This is a genomic window from Spiroplasma helicoides, from assembly GCF_001715535.1.
GTDB classification, from domain to species: domain Bacteria; phylum Bacillota_I; class Bacilli_A; order Mycoplasmatales; family Mycoplasmataceae; genus Spiroplasma_A; species Spiroplasma_A helicoides.
Genome location: NZ_CP017015.1, coordinates 544,289 through 567,489 on the forward strand (window position 1 = coordinate 544,289; position 23,201 = coordinate 567,489).

General features: G+C 25.5%; 23 protein-coding genes. 18 read left to right on the forward strand and 5 right to left on the reverse strand.

Annotated elements, in window-relative coordinates; all coding sequences use genetic code 4:
• Positions 1-45: 45 nt before the first annotated feature.
• From SHELI_RS02480 to SHELI_RS02500, 5 genes are read left to right on the forward strand one after another with little or no spacing between them, the layout of a single operon-like run.
• On the forward strand, positions 46-831 hold the full coding sequence (locus tag SHELI_RS02480; protein ID WP_069116364.1) for a hypothetical protein: 786 nt from the start codon (positions 46-48) through the stop codon (positions 829-831).
• 21 nt (positions 832-852) lie between these two features.
• Positions 853-1,536: an ATP-binding cassette domain-containing protein gene (locus SHELI_RS02485; RefSeq protein ID WP_069116366.1), complete on the forward strand. Its 684-nt coding sequence runs from the start codon at positions 853-855 to the stop codon at positions 1,534-1,536.
• Between the two features lie 4 nt (positions 1,537-1,540).
• Positions 1,541-2,212: an ATP-binding cassette domain-containing protein gene (locus SHELI_RS02490; RefSeq protein ID WP_069116368.1), complete on the forward strand. Its 672-nt coding sequence runs from the start codon at positions 1,541-1,543 to the stop codon at positions 2,210-2,212.
• An 11-nt stretch (positions 2,213-2,223) separates the two neighbouring features.
• Positions 2,224-2,988 (forward strand): hypothetical protein, encoded by a 765-nt coding sequence (locus SHELI_RS02495; RefSeq protein WP_069116370.1) that lies wholly within the window; start codon positions 2,224-2,226, stop codon positions 2,986-2,988.
• 15 nt (positions 2,989-3,003) lie between these two features.
• A complete protein-coding gene (locus SHELI_RS02500; protein WP_069116372.1) occupies positions 3,004-3,756 on the forward strand; it encodes a hypothetical protein in 753 nt (250 codons plus the stop codon).
• Positions 3,757-3,787: 31 nt separating this feature from the next.
• Here the strand turns inward: SHELI_RS02500 and SHELI_RS02505 are convergent, their stop codons facing one another.
• Genes SHELI_RS02505 through SHELI_RS02520 form a run of 4 tightly spaced genes read right to left on the reverse strand, consistent with a single transcriptional unit; the run spans position 3,788 to position 5,896 of the window.
• Entirely contained in the window at positions 3,788-4,525 is a 738-nt protein-coding gene (locus SHELI_RS02505) for an ABC transporter permease (protein WP_069116374.1), read from the reverse strand.
• Entirely contained in the window at positions 4,509-5,183 is a 675-nt protein-coding gene (locus SHELI_RS02510; protein WP_069116376.1) for an ATP-binding cassette domain-containing protein, read from the reverse strand. Before SHELI_RS02510 ends, SHELI_RS02505 begins: the two co-directional genes overlap by 17 nt.
• Positions 5,184-5,231: 48 nt before the next feature.
• Positions 5,232-5,453, reverse strand: a complete 222-nt coding sequence (locus tag SHELI_RS02515) for an ABC transporter ATP-binding protein (RefSeq protein WP_069116379.1) — start codon at positions 5,451-5,453, stop codon at positions 5,232-5,234.
• A gap of 8 nt (positions 5,454-5,461) precedes the next feature.
• Positions 5,462-5,896, reverse strand: coding sequence for an ATP-binding cassette domain-containing protein (locus tag SHELI_RS02520; protein ID WP_198146109.1), 435 nt, complete (start codon positions 5,894-5,896; stop codon positions 5,462-5,464).
• A gap of 192 nt (positions 5,897-6,088) precedes the next feature.
• Between SHELI_RS02520 and SHELI_RS02525 the strand changes: the two genes are divergently transcribed.
• Positions 6,089-6,736: a Vmc-like lipoprotein signal peptide domain-containing protein gene (locus SHELI_RS02525; RefSeq protein WP_069116383.1), complete on the forward strand. Its 648-nt coding sequence runs from the start codon at positions 6,089-6,091 to the stop codon at positions 6,734-6,736.
• Between the two features lie 179 nt (positions 6,737-6,915).
• Positions 6,916-8,520 (forward strand): hypothetical protein, encoded by a 1,605-nt coding sequence (locus SHELI_RS02530; protein WP_069116385.1) that lies wholly within the window; start codon positions 6,916-6,918, stop codon positions 8,518-8,520.
• Positions 8,521-8,818: 298 nt separating this feature from the next.
• On the opposite strand, the gene SHELI_RS02535 is transcribed toward SHELI_RS02530, so the two are convergent.
• Positions 8,819-9,664: a class II fructose-bisphosphate aldolase gene (locus SHELI_RS02535; RefSeq protein WP_069116387.1), complete on the reverse strand. Its 846-nt coding sequence runs from the start codon at positions 9,662-9,664 to the stop codon at positions 8,819-8,821.
• 136 nt (positions 9,665-9,800) lie between these two features.
• Between SHELI_RS02535 and SHELI_RS02540 the strand changes: the two genes are divergently transcribed.
• From SHELI_RS02540 to oppF, 11 genes are all read left to right on the forward strand, one after another.
• Positions 9,801-10,535, forward strand: a complete 735-nt coding sequence (locus tag SHELI_RS02540) for a DeoR/GlpR family DNA-binding transcription regulator (protein ID WP_069116389.1) — start codon at positions 9,801-9,803, stop codon at positions 10,533-10,535.
• Positions 10,536-10,602: 67 nt separating this feature from the next.
• Complete coding sequence (locus SHELI_RS02545) at positions 10,603-12,813, forward strand: PTS transporter subunit EIIC (protein WP_069116391.1); 2,211 nt, start codon at positions 10,603-10,605, stop codon at positions 12,811-12,813.
• 20 nt (positions 12,814-12,833) lie between these two features.
• Complete coding sequence (locus SHELI_RS02550) at positions 12,834-13,775, forward strand: 1-phosphofructokinase family hexose kinase (protein ID WP_069116393.1); 942 nt, start codon at positions 12,834-12,836, stop codon at positions 13,773-13,775.
• Between the two features lie 203 nt (positions 13,776-13,978).
• Entirely contained in the window at positions 13,979-14,116 is a 138-nt protein-coding gene (locus SHELI_RS06095) for a hypothetical protein (RefSeq protein ID WP_198146110.1), read from the forward strand.
• A gap of 95 nt (positions 14,117-14,211) precedes the next feature.
• Positions 14,212-14,910, forward strand: a complete 699-nt coding sequence (locus SHELI_RS02555) for a phosphotransferase (protein ID WP_069116395.1) — start codon at positions 14,212-14,214, stop codon at positions 14,908-14,910.
• Between the two features lie 51 nt (positions 14,911-14,961).
• Positions 14,962-16,341, forward strand: coding sequence for an MATE family efflux transporter (locus SHELI_RS02560; protein WP_069116397.1), 1,380 nt, complete (start codon positions 14,962-14,964; stop codon positions 16,339-16,341).
• Between the two features lie 94 nt (positions 16,342-16,435).
• A complete protein-coding gene (locus SHELI_RS06030; protein WP_157087579.1) occupies positions 16,436-16,612 on the forward strand; it encodes a hypothetical protein in 177 nt (58 codons plus the stop codon).
• A gap of 341 nt (positions 16,613-16,953) precedes the next feature.
• Positions 16,954-18,180: an oligopeptide ABC transporter permease OppB gene (oppB, locus tag SHELI_RS02565; protein WP_069116399.1), complete on the forward strand. Its 1,227-nt coding sequence runs from the start codon at positions 16,954-16,956 to the stop codon at positions 18,178-18,180.
• Between the two features lie 14 nt (positions 18,181-18,194).
• Complete coding sequence (gene oppC / locus SHELI_RS02570; protein ID WP_069116401.1) at positions 18,195-19,193, forward strand: oligopeptide ABC transporter permease OppC; 999 nt, start codon at positions 18,195-18,197, stop codon at positions 19,191-19,193.
• Between the two features lie 14 nt (positions 19,194-19,207).
• Positions 19,208-20,989 carry an oligopeptide ABC transporter ATP-binding protein OppD gene (gene oppD / locus SHELI_RS06235; protein ID WP_069116403.1) on the forward strand — a complete coding sequence of 594 codons (1,782 nt, stop codon included), beginning with the start codon at positions 19,208-19,210 and terminating at the stop codon, positions 20,987-20,989.
• A gap of 3 nt (positions 20,990-20,992) precedes the next feature.
• On the forward strand, positions 20,993-23,155 hold the full coding sequence (gene oppF, locus SHELI_RS06240; protein ID WP_069116405.1) for an oligopeptide ABC transporter ATP-binding protein OppF: 2,163 nt from the start codon (positions 20,993-20,995) through the stop codon (positions 23,153-23,155).
• Positions 23,156-23,201 lie beyond the last annotated feature (46 nt).

Below are 23,201 nucleotides of genomic sequence, written 5' to 3' on the forward strand. Positions count from 1 at the left end.
TAAAAAAGGTATACAATAAGTGTAAATTAAAAGGAAAAAGGTAGTATGAGACTTAATAAGATATTAATTGCAACGAAGCAAAACTTTTTAAAAAACTGATCATTATTTTTAGTTATTGGATGTGGAAATATATTTTTAACTTTACTTTCAGTTGTGTCTTCTTCTTCAGCAGCAAATATTTTTGAAGGATCATCTTTTTATGAGCAATTCGTTGGTACTTACATTGAAGTGTTTGAGGGGATAACATTTGCATTTTATATTTTGTTTTCTTTGGTTTTAAGTTATCGTATTTATTATTTAGGATTTAAAAAAAATACACATCGGTATTTTCTGGTTTGTGGATTAAATAGAAATGAGATTTATTTTTCAAACAGAGTATTAATATTTTTAGGAATCATAGTTTTATACTTAATTAATCAAATTTTGTATGGTTTACTCTTTGTTTATTATGATAATGTTTTAGATTATAAAATGAGTTATAAAGATGATTTATTTTTAAGTTTTAATTATTTTATTGAAGCATTATTGTTTGCAACATTATTTATAATTTTCTATAGTTTGTTTGTTAAAATGAGAAATAAAAAACTTTTATATTTTTTTCTTGTTATATTTTATGTTTATATTTGATTTATGGTGGTGAGCTTATCGTATTCTGCATTACCAGATGTAGATATTCATAAATCATTTTATTCATTTATACCGCTTACATTCTCAAAAATAACATCAAACTATGAAGGTGTTTATAAATTTATAAACTTGATTTATTTTATTGTTTTATTTCCAATTTTCACTTATTTTGAATATTTATTATCTAAAAAATATAATTATTAGATTTTGAAAGGTGTGTTACTTATGCTTGAAATAATTAATTTGACTAAAATGTTTGATAAACATAGTGGTATAAAAGATGTAAACTTAAAACTTGATAAGGGTGTTTATGGATTACTTGGTAAAAACGGAAGTGGTAAATCAACGCTTTTAAAATTAATAGCAAGTATAATTCATTATAAAAAAGGAGACATTGTTATAAATGGGTTAAGTAATAAAAATAATAAGTTTGATTTAAAAAATATTGCATATATTAGTGCAGAACAAGATTTACCCATGCAATTATCAATTCAAAAGTTTTTTAAATTTGTAAGAGAATTTAATGATGATATAAAAGATACATTTGATGAAGTGGCAGCAGCTCTTAACTTTGACATAAATTCCACAAAACTAATAAGTCAACTATCAACAGGAATGCTACAAAAATTAAAGATTTGTATAGCTTTTGGTTATCCTAGAGAAATATATTTATTAGATGAAATAACTTTGGGTTTAGATCCTGTATCAACAGATCAAATAATTTCATTTATCAAAAATTTTTCAAAAGACGCCTTAGTAATCTATAGTTCTCATAAATTAGAAGAAGTTGAGGCACTATGTAGTAAAGCAATTGTTTTAAGAAATAATAAAGTAGAGACCATTTTTAATGTTGATGAAAACAGTGAAGTTATAACAAATTACCGTAAAGTTTTTAAAAGAGAGGAGTAAATATATGATCAAAATAGAAAATCTTTCAAAAATGTTTGATGATATTAGTGGAGTTAAAAATATTACATACAATTTTGAAAAGGGTTTTTATGGATTACTTGGAAAAAATGGTAGTGGAAAATCAACTTTGTTAAAACTAATATCTGGAATAACTTTTTATAACGATGGAAAAATAATTATAAATGATTTAAACAATAAAGAAAATAATTTTAATCTAGAAAGAATTGCATTAGTTAGTGGTGATAAAGATTTACCTGAAACTATAAAAGTTTTTGAAGTATTTAAATTAGCTAGATTTATAAATAAAGATAGAAAAGATGACTTTGATAAAATTTCAGATTTGCTAGACATAGATATTCATTCAAAAAAGTATATAAAAGAGCTAAGCACTGGAATGTATCAAAAAATAAAATTATGTTTAGCATTTGGTTATCAAAGAGATATATATTTGTTAGATGAAATTACATTAGGATTGGATCCTATTAGTTGTGAAGATATTATAAGTTTTATTAAAAATAATTTGCAAGATAAGTTAATTATTTTTTCATCACATAAGTTAGAAGAAATAAGAGATTTATGTAATGAAGTTATTGTTTTAAATAATAATAGAATAGAAAAAGTATTTAAAGTTAAAGATAGTCAAGTTTTTGAAAAATACGCAGAACTATACAAATAATAGGGGGAATTATGACAAAAAATATTAGATTAAAAAGATTAACATTTAAAAACTTTCTTTCTTTTTTATTGATATTTTTTGTAGTTTACTTTGTAAAAACTGTAATTATTGCAATATCATCGCATAGTTATGTAAGTGGTAGTAATGATAATATATATACAACTAATTTAGTTATAACCATGTTAGATTTATTATTTAGTTATTTTTTAACAATATTTATTCCATTTTTATATTTGATATTGAATACTATAAATTTTAAAAATAGGTTAATAATATTTCTTGGTATTAGTAGAAAGCAATTATTTTGATCTAATTTATTAAATTACTTTGCTTATTGTTTTTTAACTTTGTTATTAAATTTCTTTTATCTTTTTATCTTTTTCATTATTAGTAAAAATAAAGTTTTTGTAAATGAGTATTTTATTTTAAATTTAAATTTATTTATTTATGCTGCTTTTGTAGGTGTTTTATTTTACAACATATTTTATCTTTATTATAGAATGAAAAGTAGATTTTGAGCTAAAGCAATTTTATGTTTAATAATTTTATTACATGTTGTTGCATTTTTCGTTCAAATAACTTTAGTTATGTTTTCATCAGCTAAAAATAAATTTACATTTAATTTTAACTATTTTTCATTGCTTATCTTATTTTGTTCTCATATATCAGTTTGTTATAATGGTTTTTATAAATATATAAACATAATTTATGGTTTGATCTCGATTCCACCATTATCTTATTTGTTGTATAAAAACTTTAATAAACTAAATTTTTAAAGAAAGGGAAAAACTGTGAAAACTTTACAAAAAAAATTATATCTAATACAAAAAAAATTACTTATTTTATTAATGACTTTTTTTGTGATATTTTTTATAAAAGATTTGACTCTATATAGCATTTTTGAATTAATAGGATTTCATAATACTGGTGGTTTTTATTTAACTTATTCTATTGTTAATTATGCAGTTTATCTGTTCGCAGCTTTTTTCTCTGCATATTATTTTTATTATTATTTAATAGTTACAAATTACAATAGAATGTTAATGTTATTGGGTGTTACCAAAAAAGAAATAGCAACTATTAGTTTTATAAGTTTTATTATATTTCATTTAACAATTCTATGTTTGGGTTTATTTTCTAATTATGTTTTTTACATTATTTTTAAAGAAAACGATTTCATAACAAACTATATGTTTTTAGGTTTTAATATATTCATCTTAACTTTTGCTTTATCGGGAATTTTTGGTTTAATAAATTTATCAATAATAAACTATACTGGTAGTAGAAATAAAAACTTATTTATATGATTGGAATTAATTTTTATAATTATTATTTATATTATTTTTTTTATTGTTATATCATTTGATTCAGCCAAATCTTTTATTAATATAAATAATTATTATTCATTTGTTATATTTATATATTCTTTTTTAACTTTCTTATATAATGGTTTTTACAAATATGTGAATATAATTTATAGTTTATTAGTTCTTATTCCTACTTTAACATATTTATTTTTAAGAGCAAAGATAATTAGTTATTAAAAAAATGCATTTTGTTGATGCATTTTTATTTTTAATCTCATTTGAAATATTTTATAGCTAAAAAAGCAAATAATGCTGTATAAATAATCGATGTAACATAAACTCACCATATCTGAGTTGTATCTAAACCATTTGCAATATACTCCATAAGTAAAACAGCGTTTCCTGTTGGTAAAATATATTGAAAGTATTTAAATCAAACATCATTAGTATCAATAGCTAAACCTGGAACTGTTGCACCTGAGAAAAATAAGCTTATCATTAAAATAAAAAATGACATTGAAGTAATAAAGTTAATTGATTTACCAAAGTTAGCCATTGTAACAGACATCATAAAATGAACTATAAAAATAGGAATTGGTAAAAACAACAAAGTTGAAATCATAGTTGCTGAAGTACTTAAATTAAATGCTGCAATTGCTGTGATTAAACAAATCATAAATTCAACAAAATACATTGTGTAATATGTAGCCACTAAAGAAAATATATATTTTAATTTAGTAATATTTGCTAATGCTATTATTTTTATTCTTTTGTCAATTCTGTTGGCGCACATTGTTATTGGTATTGATGATATTGAAAAGGACAATATAGCCATAATTGATAATGGGGGGAATAAATAATTCATTAGTAATGACCCTTGAACATCTTCTTTTCCTCAAACCATACCATAAATTATTGTTCATGAAATTGGAAATCCAAAACCAAAAACGATGCCAAAAGGGTTTTTAGCATATTTTATAAACTCTTGTTTAATTATCTGTAGCATAAACAACCTCTTTTTCTAAAATATCTAAATTTTTTTTAAAGTCATCAGTTAAATTTAGATCATTTACTATTGAACCATTATCTAAAAGAATAACACGGTTACAAATTTTAGCGATTTCGTTGACATCGTGAGAAACCAATAAAACTGTTGTTGGGTTATTTTTAACATAGTCAATAATAATTTTGTGAATCTTTTCTCTTCACACATAATCTAGAGAAGTTGTTAACTCATCTAATAATAATAAATTAGGTCTATTTATAAATGCTACTAATAGTTTAAATTTTTGTTTTTGCCCACCTGATAGTCTATTAAATCTTTTACGTTTCAAATTTTCTAGATCAAACCTTTTAAAAAGTTCATCAGTATCCTCTTTTGATTTAAAAAGACCTTTATAAAATTTAACTATTGATTTTAAACTCAAATCAGGTTCAAACTGACATTCTTGAAAAACAGCATTTTTAGATATATTTTCAATTTCTAGTTTTATTTCACCGCTACTTTGTTTTTTAGAACCCATAATAATTTCTGATAAAGTTGTTTTACCAGAACCGTTTTGGCCCATTATTCCTAAGCACTGATTTGATTCAATCTTTAAATTACTAATATTTAAAACTTCATTTTTGCTATATGATTTTTTTAAATTAATAATTTCTATCATTTCGTTTACTCCTTTTTATAAAAGTATACTATAAGTTTTATTCTATTTTTAACTATAAATGGTTTCTTTTTCTAAGATAGACATGTTTTTTTCATAATCATTGGTTAATAAAAAGTCTTTTTTAATTTGACCCTTGTTTAGCATAACTACTCTATTGCACATTTGAGCAATAGCTGGAATATCATGAGATATAAAAATAACTGTGGCCTTATTTTCTTTTATATATTCTATTATGTAATTAAGTATTTTATCTCTTCATTTATCATCCATATTTGTTGTTAGTTCATCAAGTAGTTGTAAACTTGGTTTGTTTGAGAGGCTATTAATAACTTGAATTTTTGCTTTTCTCCTTCAGATAATTTATTGTACTTATGTGTTTTAAAATCATTTAAATCTAAATTTTCAAATATGGGTTTAAGATCTTCTTTTGAGTTGAAAATATCTCTATAAAAATTAGCTATTTTCAGTAATTTATAATTATAGGGTATTAGAAAATTTTGAAAAACTGCATTTCTAATTATTGAATTATCCTCAAAAATAACCTCACCCGAATTTTGCCTTAAAACACCAATTAATATCTCACCTAGTGTTGTTTTACCTGAACCATTATGACCAATAATCCCTAAGCATTGATTTTCTTCTAATTTAAAATATTCAATATCTAAAATAGCTCTTTTTTTATAGGATTTAACTACATTTTTGAGTTCTACCATCATTAAAAACTCCATTCAATTAATATGATTATAATAAAATAAGGCGTTTTTTATTAAAAGTTTTTCAAAGGTCTAAAATTTTTTTAATTTATAATTAAAATTTAGAAATTATTGTTAATTTTGACTATTATATTAAAATTTTATAAATAACAAGTTTAAGGGATTTGTTATTTAAAAAGGGAGATTGTTAATATGAAAAAACTACTATATACATTAGCAAGCTTAGCATTTGTAAGTTCGCCAATTGTTAGTGTTGTTGCATGTAATAAAAATGCAGCGCCAAGTGATGAAGGAAACAAAGATAACAACGATAAACCGGGAACAAATACACCCGGAACTAATGAACCTGGTACAGATTTACCAGACTTAAGCTCACCTGCAGCCGATTTAGCAGACTATAACTGAAATACAAAGCTTTCATCTGAACAAAACGAAATGAAAGCAGGAGCAGAAGTAATTTCAAGACTAATTCTTGCAAGTAGACATGAAAATCTTAACTATAATGCAAATGAAATACTATCAAATTATTTAGCACCATATCCAACAACTTTAGGATTACCAACTGGATATACATACAAAAATAGACAAGTTAATATGGGTGCTGCTATTGATAGATATAAAAGTTTATTAGCTCCAGAATTAATAAAAAATATGAATGGTGAAGGTTATGCAGGTATATATTCTAGCTATATTATGGGTATGTACAATGATGACTTTTATAAAAACCTTATTAAAAATGGATATTTTGCAGATTCATTTAATGACAAGGGTGGGTTGGAAATAATAAAAGTGATAAAAATAACGCCACTGGAATTCTTGCAGGACTTAATAAAGACTTAAAATTATCTGAAGATCAAGCTAGAAGAAATCTTGCTTGAGGTGTTCAAGACACTGGAGCACTATCTAACTACTTATTAAGTAATGGATTTGACGGTGGTTATCCTGGAGGAACTGCAGGAACTTCAAATCCACAATCTGGAGCTAGAGTAGATAATGGTGGAACTAATGGTGCAGGTTACTTGTACTATAATTCAATTCTTTCTAAAGGATCTTCAAACGCTGGAACAAAAACTGATATTTCCAGCAAAATGAAAAATGTTAAATATGAGCCTGGAAAAAATGGTGGAGCACCAAAAGTTGACTCTAAAGAATTTAATAAAGTAGGTAGCCAATTGATGATGGCAACAAATAGCTTATCAAAAAAATCTTATATAGATTGATTTGCATCTGTAAAAGATAGTGTTGCAGAAAGTGATTTTGGGGCAGAAGAAACATTTAGATTAGCAAACTGATTAATGCCAATGCTTACAAAATCTGGAAATACAACAGAATTAAGAGTGCAAGGAGCAGCTTCAATGCTTATATACAACGCTCAAAGTGCTATAAATCAAATTCAAGATGAAAACAAAAGTGCTGATATTCAAGAGTTTTTAAAAACTAATGGATTTAGTGAAGAAATTTTATCTAAAAAAATTAATAAAGTTGATGCATTAGGTGTGCCTTCACTGGCTTTCCCAGGTGCAAAAGATGTTACAATAAAAAATATTTATAAAGCTGGGGATAATATTGCAGATCCACTTGAAAATTTAAAACAAGTTTCTATCTTTTTAAAAGAATTGAGTAAATTTCATAAAAATTTAAAAACAGAAGATTTGAAGAAAAAATTTGTAGATTTACTATTTTATTGTGATCCAAGCCAATTGGGTTTAATGGGAAATCAAAAGACACCTTTTGCTAAAAGTTATAGTTTATTAATTAGAGCTAATGCAATGATATTAGACCTAGGGGGTTTAGGTGCTGATGGGTGATCAAATATAATCAAAGCAGATGGTTCTGGTGGAGCTGACTTTGCTGATTGACTTGCTAATTCTTATGATTTATTAGGATCAACAGATATGAAAACAATGATTGATTCACTATTAGAAAATTATGATAACACATCAATTAATGATTTAACTGTTTCTAAAAAAGCAGAGCTTATTGATAAAGTTGGATATGATTATTCAAAACACAAATTTAAAGACAATTCACTACTAAAAAGATTATATGATTTATTTGCAAATCAAGATGCGGCTGGAACTAAAAAATTCCAAGAATTTATGGATACATTCAAAGCATTTACAGATAAAGATATGGCACCTCTACATGAAAATGCTTTACAATACATCAATAATAAAGAATATTGAAAAGAATCAGATGTAAAAGTTAATGCAAAAACTGCTAGTGAAGTTGGTGGAACTATGGAATTCACTTTAGAATACTCAGGAATTGGTGATACTGAATCAACAGCAAGTAAACAAACTACAAAAGTTGATGTGCCTGAAAACTTTAATCCATATCAAACAATAGTTGCGAACCAAAAAGATGCTGCAGAAAGTGATGCTTTAAAAGATAAAATCGATACATCAAGAAAATCTGGAGTTATTTTAGGAAAAGAACAATTGAGCATGGATGATGAAGCTCTTAAAAAATATGATGGTTATGGAAATACATTTGGAAATGTTAAACATAAATATAAAGTTGTGTGAAAAAATATAAGTGATGATAAAGATAAACCATATTGAGTAATAGCTGATGTACAGTCATTTAATGATAGTGGAACACAATTCTACAATATTTATTAAAAAAAACTACTTAATTAGTATTTTGGATATATATTTAAAATACTGAAAAAAATTTTTATAGATAAATGTTAAAATATAAGTGTTTATTATATATTTTTATAATAAACCATATGAATGAGGAAGGAGAATAAGTTATGAATTCAAACAACAACAACAACAATAATAACAATAATGATAATAATTCATGTAATTGTAACAACAACAATAACAACAACAACAACAACTAATTAGTTTTAATTGGTTATAATAAAAACACCTTGATGCAAAATGTGTGATGTACATTTGCAAAGGTGTTTTTTTATCCCTTATTATTTGAACCAAAAGCTTGAATTTTTTTCTTTGCCACAAGCTTTACGTATTCAACTCCTTTTCTTCCATATTTTCTTGCATCATAACCATTGGTATTTTTTTCAAATCAATCCTTGATACCTTGTGCACAAGCTATTTTTAAATCTGTTCCGATGTTTATTTTTGTTATTCCAAGACTAATAGCTTTTTGTAAATCTTCTAGAGGGACTTGACTTGACCCATGAAGTACAAGAGGGGTTTTGATTTTTTCATTTAATTCTTTTAATAAATCAAATTGCAATTTGATTTCTCCTTTAAATAAACCGTGACTAGTACCAATTGCAATTGCTAATGCATCTATTTGCGTTTGTTTTTCAAACTCTAATGCCTCATTAACATCTGTATAACCATTTGAAGCTGAGTTTCTATCATCTTCTTTTCCTCCAACATGACCAATTTCTGATTCAACATCAACACCTTTACTTCTTGCATAATTTACTATTTCTAAGGTTTCTTTTACATTTTCTTCAAATGGTTTTAAAGATGAATCTAGCATTACACTCGAAAATCCAGCATCAATCGCTCTTTTGATTAATTCAATATCAAATCCATGATCTCAATGTAATACTACTGGAACAGATGCATTTTGAGTTGCTGTCATTGCAAAGGAAAATACATAGTCTAACCCCATATATTTGGCAGCACTTTCAGTTACCATCAGAATAACTGGTGACTTTTCTTCTTCTGCGGCTTCAATAATTCCTTTCATCATTTCTAAATTGTCAAAGTTAAATGCAGGAACGGCATATTTACCATTTCTTGCTTTAATTAGTTCTTCTTTTAAACTTGCTTTCATTATTTTCTCCTTATAATATAAATATATATTTATAATACATCTATTTTATAAACTTTTATAAAGTTTTTTAAATAATTATAAAGTTTTATAAACTTTTATAAAATATATGTTATTATTGAGTTAGGAGGATGTTTCTTTGTTAAAAGATGAAAGAAGACAAAAAATAGTTGAGACAATCAATGATAAGGGTTTTGTTAAAAATATAACGCTTGCCAAGTTAACAAATTCTACTATTGCTACAATAATTACTGATGTAAATGAGTTACATGAAGAAGGAAAAATAATTAAAGTATATGGTGGAGCAAAATCTTTAAAACATCAAACAAAGCCCATGCAAGAGCATTTTGATGAAGAAAAACAACTAATCAACACTGATTCTAAAGATAGAATTGCTAAAAAAGCGGTTGATCTAATCGAAGATGGTGATTTAGTTTTTATCGATACTGGTTCTTCAACTAAACAAATGATTAAATATTTAGAAAATAAAAATATAAGTATAGTAACCAATGGATATTCAATAGCTTTAGAACTAATTGAACTTGATTTTGAAGTTTGCCTAGTTGGGGGTACAATAATCCCTTCAACTCATGCAACAGTTGGTGAACTATCACTTAAGTTTATAGATAATTTTTATTTTGATAAATCTTTTATTGGTATGAACAATTACGATAATAAAAATTTTTACACAACAAATATACCAGAGGCAATGATCAAAGAAAAAGTAATCAAAAACTCTGAAAAATCATTTATTTTAATGGATTCAAGTAAGTTTAATTCAAAAAATAGAGTTAAAGTAGAAACTGATAAAAATATAACTCTAATTTGTGAAGAAAGTCCTTCAATTTTTATAGGAAATATAATTGTCGCATAATAATTTTAAAGTTTAGATATGAATCTATCATAATTTTAAAGTTTTATGATAGAAAGGACTTATGCTTATGAACAAAAGTGAAAGACAAGAGCTTATGGTTCAAAATATTTTGGAAAAAGTTGGTGGCAGCGATAATGTAAAAGATGTTTATAATTGTGCAACAAGAATGAGACTTACATTAGTAAACCCTGATTTAGCCAAAATTAATGAATTAAAGATCATTACAAACATAAGAGGTGCTTTGTGAGCTAATGGTGAATTACAATTAATCATTGGAGCAGAAGTATCAAGTATTACAGAATTGTTAAAATCAAAATTAAACAATAATAATACTAAAAAAGAAATAGCAAATACAGATTTTAATACTAAAAAAGTTGTTGCTGAGCAAAATGTATCTTTATGAAGAAGATTTTTAAAATCTGTATCAGCATTTTTTGGACCTTTAATCCCATTCTTAATTGGAGTTGGACTAATTATGGCGTTCCAACAATTCTTAATAAGAACTCATTTAGGGTCAGATCCAAGTAAAGGAACACTTGGTGTTGACTATAACATGTTTGATTATGTATTAAATGTAATTTCATCTAATGGATTTAAAATGATGGGTGTAATTGCAATGTGATCAGTTGTTAGATATTTAGGGGGTAAAGTACCAACCGCTTTAGCTTTAGCTTTATTGATGGTTTCACCAATAATACCAGAAGCAGGAATTGACTTATTTAAATTAGGTGACTGACAAATATCAATCAAACCTTTCTATTCAACAATACTAGTATTTATTGTAATGGGTGTTATTATTGCTTACTCACAAAAAGCTATGGAAAAACATTTCCATCCAGTAGCAAACTTTATTTTAAACCCATTCTTAACTATTTTAATTGGAGGTTTCTTAGCATTCTTTGTTATGGGACCAATTATGGGAATTGTTGAAAACGCTTTATTAAAAGCATTTAACTGATTTATGAATTTACCAATTGGAATTGGAGCATTAATTGTTGGATTAACTTGACAACCATTAGTTGTTCTTGGGGTACACAACATATTATTCTTTGCAGCAGTTGCAGATCTAAGTGTAAATAATAATCCATCAATTTTCCTTGCAGCAGCATTTGCAGCAGCATGAGCACAAATGGGAGCAACAATTGCAGTTGGACTAAAAACTAAAAAAACTATTGATAAATCAGCAGCTTTCTTAGCAGCATTACCTGGAATTATTTCAGGACCAACAGAATCATGTATATATGGTGTAAACTTACCAAAAGGATTGCCATTCTTAACAGGGGTTTTAGCTGGAGGTATTGGGGGTTGAATGATTGGAATATTCAAAGTAACTCTTGATAATCTAGCTGGACTTGGTGGAATAGTTGGATTCCTAGCATATACAGATGACTTAGTATTAGCTATTGTAATAGATTTAGCTTCACTAGGATTAGGAATTTTAATAACATACTTCTTATGAAAAGAAGAAAAAACTGAAAAAACTTTAACTCTAAAAACTACAAGTAAATTTGCAAAACTAGAGCACTTAAAAGGATTAAACGATTATTCAGCACAAGAGTTAATTAGATTAGTTAGAAAATCAAATAAAAAAAGTATTGATAAAGAGTGATTATTAAATAATATTGAAATTTCTAAAAATGAAATAATTAAAATAAATAAAGAAATCGAAAAAGATATCTTAACTTTAATTGAAAATATTAAAGGTGATAAACAAGACAAAGTGTTTAATAATGAACTTATTAAAAAATTAAAAGTTATCAACTCTGATAGACAAGTTCAATTAAATAATGTGTACAATGAGTTAAAAAAATCATTAGCAGATCTTAAAAAACTAAATGTATTTACAAAAAAACATTATAAATTAAGTGTTAAAAAATCAAACTTAGAATACACAATCAATCGATTTACTCAATTAAGAGAAGATAAAAATGCATCATTATTTAACAAAGGTCAAAAGTTATTGGGAATGAATAATAAAGAAAAAATGGAAAAAGGTAGACAACTTGTAGAAGTTTCTAATACATCAAATTATAAATTAGCAAAAATAGAAGCTTTAAAAAGCAAAGTAGTAGAATTAGAAAAACTATTATCTGTAAGTGAAAAAGATTTAAGTGGTGAAACATTAAAATACTATTCAAACATTGAAGGATATGTAAATAAAGTTGAATCAATTAAAAATAAAGATTTAACAATAATTAAATATTTATACTACAATGATATCCATAGTTTAGAAATTAAAGAAAATCTTTTAAAACCAAGAATAATTCAAGTTGCTTAAAAATTACAAAGGAGAGAATTATGGCAAATAATATATATGTAATATCACTCAGTCCAGCAATTGACTACATCTTAAAGTTTGATGACTTTATAAAAGATAAAACCAATAGACCGTATTATACAGAAATGTATGCTGCTGGGAAGGGGATTCACATTTCCATGTTACTTAATAATTTAGGTTTAAAAAATGAGTCCATAATTTTTTCAAACGGAAGTTTTGAAGAATACTTTTATAAAGATTTAGATTCACTTAATATTAATTATAAAAAGTTTAAAGCAAATGGTGATATAAGAATTAATTTAAAACTAATAGATAGTAATCAAACAGAATGTAGTGTAAAAAGTCCATCAATAGATGATCAAGAGATAGAAAAAATGTTTGAATATCTTGAAAAAAATGTTCAAAAAAATGATTATATTATTGCAACAGGAAGTATTCCAAAAGGAGTAGATGAAAATATCTACTCAAAAATTGCAAAATTAGCACAAAAATTAGAAGCTTATTGTGTAGTTGATGCATTTGGTAAAGCTTTGCTAGATAGTTTAAATCACAAACCATTTTTGATAAAACCTAATAAAGATGAATTATCACTAACATTTAACAAACCAATAAACACTCAAGAAGATGCTATTGGTGCTGCAAAAAAATTAATAGAATTAGGAGCGCAAAATGTTATCGTTTCGATGGGAAGCGAAGGAGCTATTCTAATTAATAAAGATAAAATTATTAAATCAAGTATTGGTAAGTGAAATAAATCACTTGTTAATGCTGCGGGCGCTGGAGATAGTATGCTTGGAGGATTTATTTATAATTATATAAAAACTCAAAAGTTAGAAGATTCATTAAAAATGGGTATAACATGCGGAAGTGCAACAGCATTTTCAAACAAAATAGCTTCTAAAGAATTGATTGATGAATTACTATTAAATATAGATACAATTAAAATCGAAAATTTATTATAAAAAAATAAGACATTTTTCTAACAAATAAATAAAACATCTTTATAAGCATTTATATTAATGTTTTTGAGGGTGTTTTTTAATATGTAAAAAAATTTTTGTTTTTAAAATTATTTTTATAAAAAAGTTTTTCAAATTAACAGAGTTAAAATATAAATGTTTACTATAAGTTTGATTGTAGTAAACCTTATAAGGGGGTGTGTTAAATGAGTAAAAATAATAACGCAAATAACCAAAAATCAAATGCTAACAATAGCAATAACACAACATTAAACCATAATAACAAAACTTATAAATCAAATACAGACAATCATGCAAATCAAAAAAACACAAATAACAAATAATTATATGATTTGCTTTAAAAAAACTAAACTGATTGATAGTTTAGTTTTTTTATTTTGTACTATGTTTAATGCTTTTGAAGCTAAAAAAGGAAGAAATGAATATTTTAAAAAATATAAAAAATGAATTTGAAGAGTTATCCGGTGGTTTATCAGGTAAAAAAGTATATAAAAAAGGGAATAAGATATACAAACAAGTTGTAAAAGAACAAATATCTTTTGACATTATAAGAAAAATTCAACCTAAATATTGTCCTGTATTTTATGGAAAGCAGGGAGATTTTAATGTATTGCAATACATTAGAGGCTCTGTTGACACCAATTATGACTTCTTTGGTTACAAAACACGTAAGAAAATGCTTAATATTTTGTTCAAAATGTATCAAAAAGCAAAGATAATATATGGAAAAACCATTATTCATGGGGATATTTCACCATTTAATGTGGTATTTTCATATAAATTTAAGCAAATTAAAGGCTTTATTGATTGAGATCATTGTAGATTTGATGAAATTTATTATGATATTATGTACATTTTTATAATGTGAGGAAATATTTTATCTAATAAAAAACCTGAATCTTATAAAATAAAAGTTTTAAATAAAGTTTATAAATATGTTCTTAAAAAAGAACCACAATTTAATCCTTCTAAGTTGAATGAATATGTTTTAGATTTTTTAGACTATTCTAAAAAGAATTTAAAAACAAATATATACAAATCAAGTACAGAAATTAAAAAGTGACATGAAGATTGTACTAAATGATGAATAAAAAACTTTAAAAAAATAACAACATAAGTGTTATTTTTTTGTATTATTGGCTATAATCTAAAAAAATGAAGGAGTTATATGAAAAATATTAAATTAGATTTTAAAAGTATAGATTGAAAACTTTTTCTTTCTTTTTTAGTTTTTTCTCTTGTGCCAGCAATTTGAACACTAGTAAGAACATTTGTAATTACAAATGTTGCTAAGGCCGATATTAATACAATGGCACAATGAGAATTTGTCAATTCTGCTCTTGAGATGCTACAAGAGGGTTTTGTTTTACCTTTGTTTTGATGATTTGGTGTATCTTTAAAATCTAATAAAAAATCAGAATTTCAAGATAGAGTTAAGTGAAGTTATTTTATAAATTTTATTATTTATACATCAATAATTATAATTTTATCTTTCTTTGTATCTGATTTTGTTCAATTAACTACAGGAAGTAATGAGGGATCTTTACAAAAAACCTATTTTTTATTAGAATTATGAGCAAAAATACCAAATATTTTATTTTTAATATCAATTACAGTTCTTAGTTCTTTGAATAAATGAAAATGAGTTCTTATTATAGCTCTTGTTAAACTACTTCTTGGTATTACATTTGACTTCACACTAGTTAATGCAAGTGTTGTTGGACAAGAAAATGGATATGTTGGAATTGGTTTAAGTACTTTAATAACTGGACTCTTCCTATTTTTAGCAAGCTTTTTACTTATATTAAAAGAAATAGGTTATAAAAAGTTTTTCATATTTAAAAAAATACAGTTTTCAAAAGAAATTATTTTAAATGTTACATATAGTTTTTTAGAATCATTTGTAAGAAATATTTTTTACTTAATGATGGTTGCAAAAATGGTTAATACAATTCAAAGTGCAGGAACTTACTGACTTGCAAATTCAATTATCTGAAATTGAATTTTATTGCCTTTAAGTATGATGGGTTATATACAAAAAGCAGCTGTCAGTCAAAATATTGAAGATAAAAAAGAGCAACTAAAAATACTTTTTAATTATTTAGCTATAAATTTAAGCTTATTTTTAGGTGTAACATTCGTTTTTATTGGTTTATGAAAGCCCTTAGCTAGTGTAATTAATAACAATGAATATCAAGTAAATGTTTCATATTATATTTTTATTAATATTATTTGATTTTATATTGCGTATGTTGTTTCTGACACAATTAACTCTTCACTATATGGTCAAGGAAAAATTCAATATATACTAATTCAATCAATAATTGTCAATTTTATTGTTTATACACCTCTATATATTTTTTACAAAAACAACACACTTTCATTTGATTTATATTCAATTGTAATTATGTTTGGTTTTACTTTTGTTGTAGGAGCAATATTTACGATTATTTTATTTATTTTCAACATGAGCTATTATAAAAAACCTATAAGTACAAATATTGAAATTAAAAAAGTGTATGATAAAAAAACTTCAAAAAAAGCTTAATAAATCTAGGTTATAAAATAACATTTATATCATAATTAACTTGTTTTTTTACCAACTATTTGCTATTATTTTTTTAGGCATGGAGGTGCTAAAAATGAACAAGTTATTTAAGAAAAATTGACTACTTTCAACAGTTTCATTTTTAGTATCTTCTTTGTCATTAGAAAATAAGTTTTTTAATGCTTCTTTTGCGTACTCAATTAAAACGCCATTACGCGGCGCTTCTATTTATGGCGCATACAAAAATATTAATATGGAGAGAAATTCCTAAGTATTTTATAAGTTAAAAAAACTATTTGATTACATTTGCTCATATACATTGTGTAAAATGAGAATGTTTACTTGAATAATTATTAATTCATTTAATTTATAGAGTGCAATTTCTTCAAAAGAATTATATCTATAAATTAAATGAATTTTTTTTTGGAAAAGTGAGTAAAAAACAAGAAAAACAGTCGAGACAAGTTATTAAGACTAACAGAAGATAAAAAAATAAAACTAAAAGAGCAATTAGCAAAATTATTGTAAAATAATAAAGGTGCTTTTTTAAAAAATCAATACAGCATTTATAAGTGGTTATCACTTTAAAAAGCTAACTAGAAAGGAATTATTATGGAAAACAGGTCAAATGATTTAACTGAGGCTTCACAAATAGATCAATTATTTAACGAAGTTTCACTTGATCATGAAGTCAAAAAAACAAACAAGTCATTTTTTGAAAAGTTCAAATATTTTTTATTAAAAGTGAATGAATCAAGACTTGAATTTGTGCAAAAAGTTCCATTATTTAGTTATTCATTAAAAAGAATAATTTATGCTTTTATTACGCTTTATGTTGCAATTATTGTTTCATATGCTTTATTAAGGGCGGTTACAACAGATACTACATATATTATGGATTTAAATCTTGATAAGTTAGGTATCAAATATGGATCACCTGAGTATAACAACTTAGTAAATAATAGGAAAAAACTTTATGGAGCAGATGGTCCATTGTTAAAACAAATATTTATATATTTGCGAAACGTGACACCAATTATTCCAAAGGATATTATTAGAGATCCAATCATTAACTCAAGCGGAGAAATTCAAGGTAGAACAGAAAGAATGTGATTCTATTTAGGAGTTGTATTTGGAAGATCATCTGGATTAGTTCCAGGTTCACTTGTACAAGATGCATTTAAAACTGCAATGCCAGTATCGTTTATGCTTGGGGGAACAGCTGTAGCGCTATCTTATATTTTAGGAGTACCACTTGGTATTATTGCTGCTAGAAATAAAGAAAAATGAAAAGACAGTACAATTAATGGTACAAGTTTAGCTATTACAGCTATTCCAGCGTTGGTACTTATTAAATTACTATATCAAATGGCAATATATGTCTTTGGTGCAGGAGCCAGATGGACTGATTCAACTTTATATACAAAGATGTTTCCGGTCATAGGGATTATGTTGATGATAATGCCAATTGTTATTATTGAAACTAGAAGGTATGTTATTGATGAAATGACATCAGACTATACTAAGTTTGCTGTATCTAAAGGACTATCGGGTTCATATGTATTCTTTGTCCATGTCTTTAGAAATGCAGGAATAAGAATTGTAAAATACATACCAGAAATATTTATTTTAACAATGTTTGGTTCAAGTATTTTAGTAGAAAGACATTGAACAGTTAATGGTATGAGTAGGTTTATTCTAGATGGGGTGTCTGATAAAGATACATTCCTTGTTCTAGGTTATATCTTCTGTTCAGCATCAGCTGGAGTATTTGCAACATTAATAGGAGACTTACTATTGGCTGTATTAGACCCAAGAGTAAAACTAACAACAAAATAAGAAGGGAGATTATTATGGAAATGCAAAAACATTTTGATCCAAGTAGTTTAGACTTGGAATCATTTGAAAATTTAGACTTACAAAATCTTGATAAATCTCTTTTTGAGGTTGTTGGGGCAAGTCCAGAAATGGCTGAAAGAATTACTTCAAAGCCATATAGTTATTGAAAATCAGTTTTTAAAAGAATGTCTAAAAGTCCGACTTTTATTATTTCATCTATATTGTTAACAATTATTATTTTTATGGCAGCTTTTTTAGCGAGAGGAATACCTGCTGTTCCTACATATCCAGATGGTCCAACAAATGCAGCACCAAGTGCAGAACATTTTTTTGGAATTGGACTATATGGAGAAGATTTGTGAAATAAAATTTGAATTGGTACAAGAACAACGTTAATCTTTACTGCAATGATTGCAGGTATTCAAATTGTTTTAGGAATTATTATTGGAGCAATTTGAGGATACTATTCAAAATTTGATATTTTATTTATCGAAATTACAAGGTTTTTAACATTAATACCTTCATTAATTTTATGATTGATAATTATATTCTTGTTTGGTGGAGACAAAAGTGTTGGTGTTATTACATTTGCAATATCAATTACAAGTTGAGTTGGATTATCTTCAGTTATTAGGGTACAAATCTTATTAACAAAAAACACTGAATATAATATTGCTTCAAAAGTTTTAGGATCTAAAGGACCAAAAATTATTAGAAAAAATATTATGCCAAAAATTTTACCAATTGTAATTCAAACATCAACATTTGCAATTCCAAATGCAATTTCAATCGATTCACTACTAGCGTACTATGGATTTGGTTTTGTTCCAACAACAACAAATAAAGAAGCTTCATTAGGATCAATCCTTAATGAATTGTTATCAGGATCACAATGACAACTATCACCGCACTTATTAATTGTGCCAGTTGCATTTGTTGGAGGAATTTCATTGATATTCTTCTTAGCAGGTAAAGTATTTGCCGACTCATTAGATCCAAAAACACATAGATAGGTTGGAAACAGATAATGGAAAACAAAGAAAATAGACTTTTATCAGTACGTAACTTAGAAGTAAGATTCCAAGTTAGAGGAAGATACTTAACAGCGATTAGAAATGTTTCTTTTGATGTTTACGATCAAGAAATTTTAGCAATCGTTGGTGAATCTGGTAGTGGTAAATCTGTTGTAACAAAAACATTTACAGGAATGTTAGAAGATAACGGATGAATAAGTGATGGTTCAATAATTTATAGACCTAACGAAGCTTCTAAAGAAGATCCTAATGCATATTTTAAAAAAGCAGTTGACTTAGTTAACTTACAAAAACCTTTGATTTCAAAAGATGTTATTAAATTTATTTCTAAAAGAAATAAAAAACAAGTCAGAAAATTAAAATCAGAAATAAAAAAATATTTTTTATTAAATCCAAGTTTGGTTGAAGAAGATCAAAAAAGAGGAATTGATGAAGCAACTTATAAAGCAACAATTAAAAAAAATAATTTAGTTATTGATCAAAAAATTTCTCAAGCTCAAGAAACTTTAAATAAAATGAAAGAGTCACAAACTTTTTCAAATTCAAATAGAGTATTTAAAAAAGTTACAAAAGCAGAACATCAACTTGAGAAGTTAGAAGAACAAAAGAAAATTATCAATGATAAAGAATATCGTCAAAAAAAAGTGGATTTAGCAACAAAAGAAATACAAAATTTATATTCAGATACTTCAAAAGTTAAACCTTTAAATATTTTGCAAAGATTTGCTTTGAAAAAAATTGTTAAATGAGTTGCAACATTTATAACTAATAAAGTTCCTTTTAATGAACAACAAATAAATATTACACAAAATTATTTTGATTCAAGAAAACATTTGATTAGATTTGAATCTGAATTAAAAGATATTGTTAATGAAATTATAAATTCACAAACAGTTGATGTTGATCACTTTGAAAATATTTTATCTGACTGAAGTAAAATATCTAATTTTGATATTTTAAATAAAATGAAAGCTATTAGACAAATTAGACATTTAAGAGGGAAAACTGTAGCAACAATATTCCAAGATCCTATGACTTCTTTAAACCCATTGTTAACAGTTGGGCATCAAATTACAGAAGTTTTAAGAAAACAATTAAAAATGTCAAAGTCTGAAGCAAAAAAAGAAGCGATAGAATTATTAAGAAAAGTTGGAATACCTGAACCTGAAAAACGTTTTAAAGATATTCCTGGAAGATATTCTGGAGGTATGAGACAAAGAGTTGTTATTGCAATTGCTCTTGCTTGTCGTCCAAAAGTTTTAATTTGTGATGAACCAACAACAGCTTTAGATGTTACAATTCAAGCACAAATATTAGAATTAATTAAAGATTTACAAAAAGAATTAAAGTTCTCAGTAATTTTTATTACTCATGACTTAGGAGTTGTTGCTTCTATTGCTGATAGAATTGCTGTTATGTATGCTGGACAAATAGTGGAAGTAGGAACTGCAAAAGATATTTTCTATGATCCAAGACACCCATATACTTGAGCATTACTTTCATCACTTCCTCAATTAGGAACAAAAGGTGAAGAACTTTATTCTATAGCAGGAACACCACCATCATTATTTTCAAATATAAAAGGTGATGCTTTTGCACCAAGAAATAAACATGCTATGAAAATTGATTACATAGCTGAACCACCAATGTTTAAAGTTTCAGAAACACATTATGCAAAAACATGATTGTTACATGAAAATGCACCAAAGATTACAAAACCAGAACAATTAAAAGAACTAAAAAGTATCATCAAAGAAAGTCAGGAAGGAAATTAAATTATGTCTAACTCAAAAGCAGAAAACTTTTTGAATGTAAGAGATTTAGTTATCGAATTTAGAAATAGAGGTAAAAAGTTTCAAGCCGTTAAAGGAGCTAACTTTGATATTTTTAAAGGAGAGATTTTTGGTTTAGTTGGTGAATCTGGTAGTGGTAAAACAACAATTGGTAGAGCAATAGTTGGTGTTCAACCTTTAAAGGATGGATCAGTTTTTTTAGAAAATAATTTAGTTGCTGGAAAGCCAACGAGCTTATATACTTTAAATAAAGAAATTTATAAAAGATTAAAAAATATTGATGTTAAATTATCTATGACAACAAGTTATATAAATAATTTAATTAAAGATTTAAAAAAAGTTTATGAAAACTTTTCACAAAGTAATTCTGATATAGATGCAAAACAAGCTTCTAAAATGTTGAAAAAAAATAAATTAACTTTTGTAGAAGACATTGTTTTAAATAACTTAAAATATGTAAACACAATAATTAAATACTTTGATAGAATTAATAAATTTACAAATGGGATAAATGAATACAATCCTGAAATTTCTGTGCAACTAGAAAAAGCAATTATTTTAAAAAATAATAAAACAAAAGAATCTGTAATGGGAATTAAAGAATCTTTTGAAATAATTTATAAATCAATTAGCAAAGTTAAAAGCATTATAAAAAAATTTAACAAAAAAGAAGAAACCAATATTTCAAAATTAATGATTGATGTTTTTAGTGAACTTAAAATAGCAGTTGCAGAACAAAAAACGGTTTTAGAAGAAATTAAAAAAACAATTCAATATGAATTTCAAAACCTAGCTTTATCTGCTCCAACAACTAAAAGAGATAAGTTCAAACATTATTATTGAAAAATGGTTTACATCGATAGAGATGAATTCTTTTTAGAATCAAAAAAACAATTAGAAATTGAATTAAATAATCCTTCTAAAAATAAAGAATTGATTTTAAAAATTCAAGATTTTATTAGTGATTTTTGATCTAAAAGTAATATTAATTTAAAGTCATGTGAAGAATTACTTGACTATATTTCAAATAAAGACAAAAAACAAAATGTTAATGTATCTGCACTTTTAGAAACTTTAAAAAATACCCATTTTGAAAATGATTTGAAAAAAATTATTAATGAGCAAAAAGTTTTGTCGCAAAAAGAGATAGATGATTTAAATAAAGAATTTAAAAGTATTAAAAAAATAGTTAAACAAAATATTGTTAAAGATGAAGAATCTATTCAGTATTTTTATAAATGAAGAAATATTGAAATTGATTATTCACTAGAATCTAGAGAATCGATTATTGAGTTATGTGAATTTTTAGAGTTACCATCAATTGATGAACTTGTTAAGTCTTCTTACTTGTTTGAAAACCAAACCAGAAAACAAAAAAGACTAAATAGAAAAAATATTCAAATGATTTTCCAAGATCCAGGTAGCTCACTAAATGATAGAATGGCTATTGAAGAAATTATTGCAGAAGGTTTAGAAAACTTTACAGAATTATTTAAATCTCAAGAAGCAATGCAAAGATATATCAATGAACATAATGAAGAATTTCCAGATTCAATGATATCTTTTGAGGATGTAAAATCAAAAGATGTAAAAAAACATATTATTTTAAAATTAATTAGTTCAGTTGGTTTACTTCCTGAACACTTGTCAAGATATCCTCATGAATTTTCTGGAGGACAAAGACAAAGAGTTGGTATTGCTAGAAGTTTAGCAATGAGACCAAAGATTATTATTGCAGATGAACCAATATCTGCACTTGACGTTTCAATACGTGCTCAAGTTTTAAACTTGTTTAAAAAATTTAAAGAAGAATATGATTTAACATATTTATTTATTACTCATGACTTGTCAGTTGTAAGATTTATTGCAGATAGAATTGCTGTTATATATCATGGACAAATAGTTGAGTTAGCAGAAGCGGAGGAATTATTTAAAAATCCTCTGCATCAATATACAAAATCTCTTTTAAGTGCAATTCCGATTCCAGATCCAGAACTATCTTCTAAAAAAGATTTAGTAGTCTATGATGCACAAAAAGAACATTTTGATTATGATTTTGATTTACCAAGTTTTGTTGAAGTTAAACAAGGTCATTATGTTCATGCAAATAAAAGAGAATTAAAAATTATCAAAAAAAGTTTAATTTAAAAAAGTATAAATGAATGAATGAATAGTGAATAAAAGGAGAAAATAA